This window comes from Methanoregula sp. (assembly GCF_003170075.1).
Taxonomy (GTDB): domain Archaea; phylum Halobacteriota; class Methanomicrobia; order Methanomicrobiales; family Methanospirillaceae; genus Methanoregula.
In genome coordinates this window covers 1-8,484 of sequence record NZ_PMZU01000033.1, presented here as the reverse complement: position 1 = coordinate 8,484, position 8,484 = coordinate 1, and the positions used below count along the sequence as shown (strand labels likewise).

The 8,484-nt window shown below is 54.9% G+C and carries 10 protein-coding genes; 7 read left to right on the top strand and 3 right to left on the bottom strand.

Annotated elements, in window-relative coordinates; all coding sequences use genetic code 11:
• Positions 1-86: 86 nt before the first annotated feature.
• Both QZN75_RS03615 and cofD read right to left on the bottom strand, forming a co-directional pair.
• Positions 87-1,022: a PEGA domain-containing protein gene (locus QZN75_RS03615; RefSeq protein WP_292424848.1), complete on the bottom strand. Its 936-nt coding sequence runs from the start codon at positions 1,020-1,022 to the stop codon at positions 87-89.
• A 123-nt stretch (positions 1,023-1,145) separates the two neighbouring features.
• Positions 1,146-2,048, bottom strand: coding sequence for a 2-phospho-L-lactate transferase (cofD, locus tag QZN75_RS03610; RefSeq protein WP_292424845.1), 903 nt, complete (start codon positions 2,046-2,048; stop codon positions 1,146-1,148).
• Positions 2,049-2,090: 42 nt separating this feature from the next.
• Here cofD and QZN75_RS03605 point away from each other — a divergent pair, with 42 nt between their 5' ends.
• The 6 genes from QZN75_RS03605 (at position 2,091) to QZN75_RS03580 (ending at position 7,391) form a co-directional block, all read left to right on the top strand.
• Positions 2,091-3,296 carry an HD domain-containing protein gene (locus QZN75_RS03605; RefSeq protein ID WP_292424842.1) on the top strand — a complete coding sequence of 402 codons (1,206 nt, stop codon included), beginning with the start codon at positions 2,091-2,093 and terminating at the stop codon, positions 3,294-3,296.
• A gap of 91 nt (positions 3,297-3,387) precedes the next feature.
• The gene (locus QZN75_RS03600; protein ID WP_292424839.1) at positions 3,388-3,873 is read left to right on the top strand and encodes a hypothetical protein; all 486 of its coding nucleotides are present in this window, start codon (positions 3,388-3,390) and stop codon (positions 3,871-3,873) included.
• A gap of 11 nt (positions 3,874-3,884) precedes the next feature.
• Positions 3,885-4,337 (top strand): hypothetical protein, encoded by a 453-nt coding sequence (locus QZN75_RS03595; RefSeq protein ID WP_292424837.1) that lies wholly within the window; start codon positions 3,885-3,887, stop codon positions 4,335-4,337.
• A gap of 96 nt (positions 4,338-4,433) precedes the next feature.
• On the top strand, positions 4,434-4,988 hold the full coding sequence (locus tag QZN75_RS03590; RefSeq protein ID WP_292424836.1) for a UbiX family flavin prenyltransferase: 555 nt from the start codon (positions 4,434-4,436) through the stop codon (positions 4,986-4,988).
• Positions 4,981-6,222 carry a UbiD family decarboxylase gene (locus QZN75_RS03585; RefSeq protein WP_292424833.1) on the top strand — a complete coding sequence of 414 codons (1,242 nt, stop codon included), beginning with the start codon at positions 4,981-4,983 and terminating at the stop codon, positions 6,220-6,222. The genes QZN75_RS03590 and QZN75_RS03585 overlap by 8 nt, the downstream gene beginning before the upstream one ends.
• A 5-nt stretch (positions 6,223-6,227) precedes the next feature.
• Positions 6,228-7,391, top strand: a complete 1,164-nt coding sequence (locus QZN75_RS03580) for an aconitase X catalytic domain-containing protein (RefSeq protein WP_292424831.1) — start codon at positions 6,228-6,230, stop codon at positions 7,389-7,391.
• Positions 7,392-7,553: 162 nt separating this feature from the next.
• On the opposite strand, the gene QZN75_RS03575 is transcribed toward QZN75_RS03580, so the two are convergent.
• On the bottom strand, positions 7,554-7,883 hold the full coding sequence (locus QZN75_RS03575) for a hypothetical protein (protein ID WP_292424828.1): 330 nt from the start codon (positions 7,881-7,883) through the stop codon (positions 7,554-7,556).
• Positions 7,884-8,065: 182 nt separating this feature from the next.
• Here QZN75_RS03575 and QZN75_RS03570 point away from each other — a divergent pair, with 182 nt between their 5' ends.
• Positions 8,066-8,395 carry a hypothetical protein gene (locus QZN75_RS03570; protein ID WP_292424825.1) on the top strand — a complete coding sequence of 110 codons (330 nt, stop codon included), beginning with the start codon at positions 8,066-8,068 and terminating at the stop codon, positions 8,393-8,395.
• The last annotated feature ends 89 nt before the right edge of the window (positions 8,396-8,484 follow it).

Here is an 8,484-nt window from a genome sequence, read left to right as displayed (position 1 = left end):
ACTTCCTAGTGTAACACAGTCAGGAGAATTTTTTTATAATAAAAATGCAGGGGATTTTTTCTTAATCCCTGCGATTCACGTACCCTCTAGCCATTCATCAGGGTAATTGCCACGGAATCAGATGCGGTGTTTTGTGCATCGTGGACTGTCATGATATAGGATCCCAGGGGTTTTGTCAGGTCGAATTTGTATTTATATGACCAGGTGTTATCCGCATTGAGGGTCAGGGTCGCGACTTCCGCACCATTGGAATATTGTCCGGGCCCGAAGAGTGTCAGGGTGACACTTTTCGCACCAGTTGTACATAGTCCGGAATAGGTTACCGTATCCCCCTGGCCTATCACATAATTGCTTGTGGTGATACTGACCCTCCCTCCTCCGACAACGGAAAATATCGCCTTGTCAGACGCAATTTCCTGCTTGTCATAGGCAATCATGACATACGTCCCGGACATCAGGGAATACCCCGGGTTCCACGTGTAACTCCATGAATTATCTACGCCTACTGAAGGCATGGCCACCACTATCCCGTTCGTATAGGCGCCCGGCCCATAGAGCATCAGTATGACCGTATCACTTCCCGTGCAGGTGCCGTAGAATGTCTGCGAGCTGCCAATAATCATAATGTCCTTGCTTTCCAGGATCTTCACGGCAGGCTGCGAGACTGAAGCGACAACAGATCCCTGTGTGGATATTTCTCCGGGGCTCTGCGTGGACTGGGGGGTTGTCTGGGATACGAGCGGTGCCAACGCTGCAGAATAGGTTGAGGATGCTGCGGTCACCGTGATATTGGCCTTCCAGCTCTGGTAACCGGGATAACGGAATTCAAGGGAATGCACCCCGGTCGATACATCGGAGAGGGTACTCGGGGTGGTCCCGTGATACTGGTTGTCGAGATATATCTGGGCACCTTCCGGAGAGGTTGAAAACTGGAGCGTACTTTTTCCGGCAGGCTGGCTCGATATACACCCGGAGATGACGACACAGATTATTAATGCCGAAATAATGAGAATCCGCTTCATTCCGTCTTCCTTATAGTTGAAAGGTTATCATGATTATCAATTAAAATACTTGTGCAAATGTTTTTTGGCGGGATGACGGGAATATGCGGGGCATTCCCCGGATAAACCCGGGCAGGAGAACAATCAGTTCCTGTTTGCCAGCTGCAGGATTTTCTCTGCAAGTTCAATACTTTTCTCTTCCCCGATCATCAGCGTATCAAGGCGGATCGAGTCTTTTACCTCAACAGGATCGCGGATGTCCTGGATAAAGAGATCGACGATATCCTTGTAGCACGCTGCGGTCCCTGCCGAGGTCGCCTCAAATCCCGAGGCTTTCATAAGTTCGGCAGCGGGGCCGCTGACGGGCGTGTTCCCGACAAAAGGGCTCACCGCAATGACAAATTTATCTTTCATTGCCTCTTTGATCCCCGAGCACTCAAGGATGGGGGTGATGCTCGTGATCGGGTTTGACGGCCCGATGACCACAACATCGCTTGCCTCAACCGCCTGGATCACCTCTTCTGTACTTGCGGGGGGTGTCTTTGAACAGCGCACGACGTCTTCTATCTGGATCTTCCCCTTGCTCCGCACCCAGTATTCCTGGTAGTGGATAAGGCCAAGTTCAGTTTTTACCCGGGTCGTCACTTCGGTATCCGACATCGGCAGGACATTCTCCCGTACTCCGAAACGGTCGCAGAAGTATTTGGTGATGTTCGTGAGCCTCATGCCGTCCCGGAGCATGTTTGCCCGCGCGATATGCACCGCCCGGTCGCGATCCCCGATCGCGATAAACTCCTCAAGGCCCATCCAGGTAATCTCATCGTGGGTGGTGAACGTGTCGTTTCTTACCCCCCACCAGGTGTCGGTATTGAGCACGCCGGCGAAAAGGTACATGACGGTATCGAGGTCAGGTGATATATGGTTACCGGAGATCCAGATATCCTCGGCCGTGTTTACGACAACTGAAATCTCGTGCCTGTCCATCACTTTCTGCATTCCGCGCAGCAGTTTCGGGGTGCCGGTCCCGCCCGAAAGGAACGTAATCATTACTAGAATACTTTTATGCGATGTATATGAAGATTCTTAAGAGTGAATCCCAAGATCATCAAGGACCCGGTCCATGGCTATGTGGAAGTGGACGAGGAGATCCTACCGCTGCTTGATTCCCCTGCCATCCAGCGTCTGCGGTACATCCGCCAGCTCGGCTTCTCCTATCTTGTCTATCCCGGTGCCAACCACACCCGTTTTGAACACTCGGTGGGTACGATGCACTTGGCCGGTGTTGCCTGCCGGCAATTTGGTCTCTCAAAGGAAGACCGGGTGCTCGTGCTCGTGGCGGCGCTCCTCCATGACGTGGGGCACGGGCCGTTCTCCCATGCAAGCGAACCCTTAATGGAGGCCCGGCTTGGCCGTACCCACGACGATATTTCCGGGATCGTGGACGCGCAGTTCAGAACGCTGCTGGAGCCACTGGGGATAATGCCCTCTGACCTGTGCGCAGTCGTAAAAGGGCGCCATCCCCTTTCAGGAATCATTCATGGCGATCTCGATGTGGACCGGATGGATTACCTGCTCCGGGATGCGTACTATACCGGCGCACCGTACGGCACGGTCGATGCGCACCGCCTCATCAGGAATATCCACCTGACCCCGGAGGGGATCGTGCTTGACGAGAACGGGATCAATGCGGCAGAATCTCTGCTCATTGCAAGGACCCTGATGCGCCCGACCGTCTACTTCCATCATGTGAGCCGTATCGGGGAGTGCATGTTCCAGATTGCGATGCTCGATCATATGGCAACACATCCTCCCGGGGGTTTTGAGCAGATCAGTGCACTCGATGATGCGGAGTGCATGCATACACTCAAACACTCCGGAAGTGCTCTTGCGCGTGAGATGGCAGACCGGCTCTATGGGCGGCGGCTCTACAAGCGGGCCGTCTATGCAGGGCAGGATCAGGTCAATGCGGCGGTGTTCCAGACCGGCTGGTCGCTTGAGCGATCGCGGGAGGTTGCAGGAGACATTGCCGGGCTGGCCGGGTGCCGGGCTGCCGATGTGCTTGTGGATATCCCCCCGGTTCCCGGGGATATGTCTCTGGAAGTCCAGGTGAAAAACCGGCATGCCCTCGTGGGCTTTGCCGAGTTATCCCCCCGGCTTCAGATGCTCAACCAGACCCGGCGCGAGCAGTGGCGGTTAGGAGTGTATACGCTCCCGGCATACCGCGATGCGGTAGCCGATGCCGCAGCAGAGATCCTGCACATAAAAAAGCCCACCCGCCAGGACACGCTTTTCTGATCAGATGATACCAGTACCCGGGAGGAGGTACCGAAAATCCCTGCGGCAGAATAAAAAACTCTAATATGCGGCTTTTCCAACACTCTCTCATATGAAAAAATATTTTATCCCCGTCCTGTTTCTTGTCCTCGCGGGTATCATGGTCGCAGGATGCACTATGGGCAGTCCGGGCGGGCAGAGTGCGACGGTTACCCCTGTACCTTCCACGGGGGTTCAGGAAACAACGGGGGTCTCAACGTTAACTCAGCCAACACTTGCTATCGGGGATCACTATCTCCAGAAATCCTATCCATTTTATAGTGAAAGTGATCAGTTTACCGAGCAGTTCAGGATTGACAATCCATCGTGGGCTGTCATGTTTACCGTTCTCCCGTTAAATGACGACCCGCAGTATTGCTGGTTTGAGATGACCGTGACAAATCTTGATTCCCAGAAGAGCCAGACCTATGGCTTTGGCCGGACATATCCTTATACAACATACCAGCAATATCCGATGTACACGACAGGTCTCTACAAGATCGAGATGAAGGGAAACCTGGTCAAAATGGATCTGGATGTTGCAAAGAGGCTTCCCTGAGGTGAAATGAGATGAGTGATATAATCGGCGACGTGTTTGTAATCACATGTGGCATAGTCATCGTTGTAGTTATCCTTGCGGTATCCTTCCTCAATCTCCGTTCTGCGGAGCGCAGGATGCACGAGAGCAGTTACAAACTCAAGGTGTATACGGATCTCCTGAATGCCGTGACCGAGATCAACCTTGCCGGTGGTGACAGCTACAAGATGGATATCGCCAAAAAAGATCTGGCGCTTACGCTCAACCGGCTCAACCTTATCGCAAGTTCCGGCGTGCTCAAGAGTGTCAGCGACCTCCTGGACCTCTTTAACGAGTCCAAGGACAAGGACTTCGACACCCTCCGACTCCATAATATCCTCAACACCATCGTCATTGAATCCCGCCGGGATCTCAACCCGTCCCACGCCCGCCGGGTCGAGGAATCCCGGGTGCGGTATCGTTTCTTTGCCCCGGTGCGGAAATAAATCCCCCATCTTTCCCGTGTTCCCCGCTCATTTCGGCATAAACACTTTTTACTTCAGGCTCCGACATTGGTATCACAGGAGAGCGCGGAGTCGTACATGAAAAAGGAATACGTGGTCGGGGTGACCGGTGCGAGTGGAATCTGCTATGCCCGGCGCCTGCTTGAGATACTGTGCCGGGATGCCCGCGTGCATCTCATCATATCGGATGTCGCGCAGGAGATCGCACACCATGAGGGGGTTGACCTTTCAGGCTTTGATGCAATGTACCACGAGATCGGTGCGATCAGTGCAGAGATAGCGAGCGGCTCGCACCGGCACGACGGGATGATCATCATCCCGTGCAGTTCAAAGACCCTCGCAGCGATCGCATCCGGCTACGCGGACAACCTGATCACGCGAACCGCGGATGTCTGTTTAAAAGAGCGCCGGAAATGTATCCTTGTCACCCGGGAGATGCCGCTCTCGAAAATTCACCTGACAAACATGCTTGCAGCGCATGAGGCCGGGGCGACGATCATGCCGGCCTGCCCGGGGTTCTATCACCACCCGGAAAAGATCGATGATCTTGTGGATATGGTGGTGGCCCGGGTGCTCGATCACCTTGGGGTCGATCATACGCTTACAGAGCGCTGGAGTGGTTACGATGCGTAAATTTATTGAAAAGATGCGAAAGAAGGGCCTTGTTGTTGATGTAAAAGAGCCGTGCTCCCCGGATGATATGAAGGCTGCACAGATGGCGGCAGCAACGGATAAAATTCTCTTCTTCCATAATATCGGTGGTGCCCGGGCGGTCATGAACCTGACCGCAGACCGGCATGCACTTTCGCTTGCACTGGGTATCGATGAGAAGAATCTCGTAAAAAAACTCGCCGATGCAACCTTTGACGGGAAGATCGTAAACGACGGAAAACTGGCAATGAAAAAGCCGGATCTTTCCCGTATCCCGGTGATGCACTTTTTCCCCAAAGACGCCGGGAACTATTTTACCGCCGGCGTTGTTTTCTCGAAATGGGACGGGGTGGAGAACGCGTCTATCCACCGCATGCTTGTCCTTGACGACACCAGAGTTGCGGCCCGGCTCGTGGAAGGCCGGCACACGTACGTGATGCACAAAAAGGCGCTTGTCTGCGGGGAGCGCCTGCCTGTTGCGATGGTTATCGGGGCGCACCCGGCAGTGACGTTTGCGAGCTGCACCCGTGTCCCGACCGGAAAAGAACTCGCGTATGCGGCGGAACTACTGGGCGGGACGATCCACGTGAAGGAATGCAGCAACGGCGTGCTTGTCCCCGCCGATGCGGAGATCGTCCTTGAAGGGTACATCGGGCCGGATGTCACGGATGAGGGCCCCTTCGTCGATATTACGGGTACCTATGACCCCGTGCGCCGCCAGCCGGTGATTGAGTTCACCGGTATGTACACAAAACCGGACTTCATCTATCACAGCATCCTGCCCGGGGGAGATGAGCACAAGGTCCTGATGGGCTGCCCCTACGAGCCCAAGATTTACCGTGCGGTCGCCGGAGTAACCGAAGTGAAAAATGTCGTACTCACCAAAGGCGGCTGCGGGTACCTCCACGCGGTCATCCAGATCAAAAAGAGCACGCAGGGCGACGGGAAGAACGCGATCATGGCAGCCTTTGCCGCCCACACGTCGCTCAAGCACGTTGTTGTCGTGGACGAGGACATCGATCCTACGGATCCGTACGATGTCGAGTACGCGATCGCGACCCGGGTGAGCGGCGACCGGGACATCATGGTGATCACCGGTGTCCGGGGGTCGTCTCTTGACCCCTGCCAGAAAGAGGACGGGACAAACGTGAAGATCGGGGTCGATGCGACCATGGTGCTGGGCCACGAGGACGAGTTCCGGCGTGCTACATGGTGACCAGCATGCATCTCGACCCGGAAGATGAGCGGATCCTTGCCGGTGAAGCAGGAGAGACCCGGCAGAAGATGCTCGAACTCCTCGTTGCGCTCGGGAGGGTGTTCGGGGCAGAACGTCTTGTCCCGATCAAAAGTGCGCAGGTGAGCGGTGCGTCCTACAAGACGATCGGGAAATACGGTCTTGACTGGCTTGCCAGTCTCGATGCAAAGGCGGTCGTTCCCGCGGTGCTCAACCCGATCGGTATGGCCCGGACCCGGTGGGAGGAGATGGGGATCGACCCGGGTTTTGCCAAAAATCAGCAGGCAGTGGTCGCCGCGTACGAGCGTCTCGGCATCCGGCTTGACTGTACCTGCACCCCGTATTACCTGTACGAGACCCGGTACGGGGATCACCTCGCATGGTCTGAGTCGTCAGCGGTCAGCTACGCAAACTCCGTGATCGGGGCCCGGACAAACCGGGAGGGGGGTCCGGGCGCCCTTGCCGCCGCCATTATCGGAAAGACGCCCTGCTACGGGCTGCACCTTGACACAAAACGGGTGCCACAGATGGTGATCGAGGTCCACGCGGACACCTCCCGCTGGGGTGTCGCTGATTACGGTGCGCTCGGGTACCACGTGGGAAAACTCGTGGGCAACCGGATCCCGTACTTCCGGGGCATAAAGCCGGACACGGATCAGCTCAAGGCAATCGGAGCTGCGATGGCGGCAACCGGGGCGGTGGCGCTCTATCATGTCGAAGGGGTCACCCCGGAGGCGCAGAAGAACCGGTATGATCTCTCCGGTCTCGAAACCATTTCGGTCGAGCAGGCAGAGATCTCCCGGCTCTTTACGCAAATCCCGGTGGATGCCGTCGCTCTCGGCTGCCCGCATTGCTCCCCGGCAGAACTGGCAGAAATTGCTCGGCTCCTCACCGGAAAAATCGTGACAAAACCTCTCTATGTCTTTGCTTCAGAGGGTGTCATCAACAAAAACACCAGAATTGTTGACACCATAGAAAAAAGCGGGGCACGGGTCTTTGCCGATACATGCATGGTGGTTTCGCCCGTGATGGAGCAGTACCCCTCGATTATGGTTAATTCCGGCAAGGCGCTTGCCTATGTGCCCAACATGTGCGGGGGTCAGGCCCGGATCGGGACAATCGAAGATTGCATACAGGTGGCGACGGAGTAAATCACACTACCCCCCTTTGTGCCACCAGCCCTTATCAGGGCACGGTATAGCCGGGGATTCTTTTTATCAAATTTCATGTACTGCAGTGTCGGGTTATCGCACCATTGTTATAAACAGTGATTCCGCAGGTTAATTGCAGGAATGCAAAAAAAAAGAAAAATTTCAGGAAATCCCCAACAGGATCTTTCTGATCTCCCCGACCTCTTCCTGTGTCGGGTTCTTACCCGGCCGTACTCCTGCACCGAACGACAGGATCTTATCGACATCACTTTTTTTGGCATGCGCAAAGGGAATTTTCTCCCAGATCTCCTGATCGATCGTGTTCCAGGTGCACTGCAGCAGGTGCCCGAGGAGGACGATCTTATCCCCGGTATAGGACTTCCACTCGGGTCCAAGACCCTGCTGTATCAGTTTTATCGCCCGCTCAACCCGTTTTTCGCGCTGGACATGATACAGCCGCCTCCCGATCTCAGCCGGCGTTGCTTCTGGCATTTCAAACACCCCTTCCCGCTGTCCGGGAATGATGAATCAATTCTGTTGCCCGGTAATATACTTTGCGGCAGGCAGCCCGGATGCCTGTGCAACAGAAAGCAGGCAATCATGCAGGAAAAGGGGCTCCCCTTTAGGAAATAATTATAAACCGGCGCGGGGATATCACCCATCAACGGTTCCTTATGCCCCGCAGCAATGACAGCGATCTGGGAAGAAGGATTTTTGTTGTCCAGAAGGAAAAAGCGGTGGAGGATGCACTGGACAAGATACGGCGCCGGGTCGGTGCTGACTGGTGTTCGGTCTCCCCCATAGACTGCGATGTGCTGAAAGAGACCCTCGGGGAGATCTGGACCGCGATTGAACGGCCCCGGTGGAGTACCTACCGGTTCTCGAAATTAACCCTTGCAGATATCCATTCCCTGGTGGCGGCGGGAAAGGAGCTCCGGACAAAACGCTACATGACCGATGCCATGCTGCAGTCGCTCGATCAGATCCTGGGCCGCTCACAATAAACCGGTTTTTTAACCATTTTTTAAATTTTGAATATTTTTAAGACTCGTTTCTCCATTCATTGCGAAATGTATATATGGAAGACCCTGTC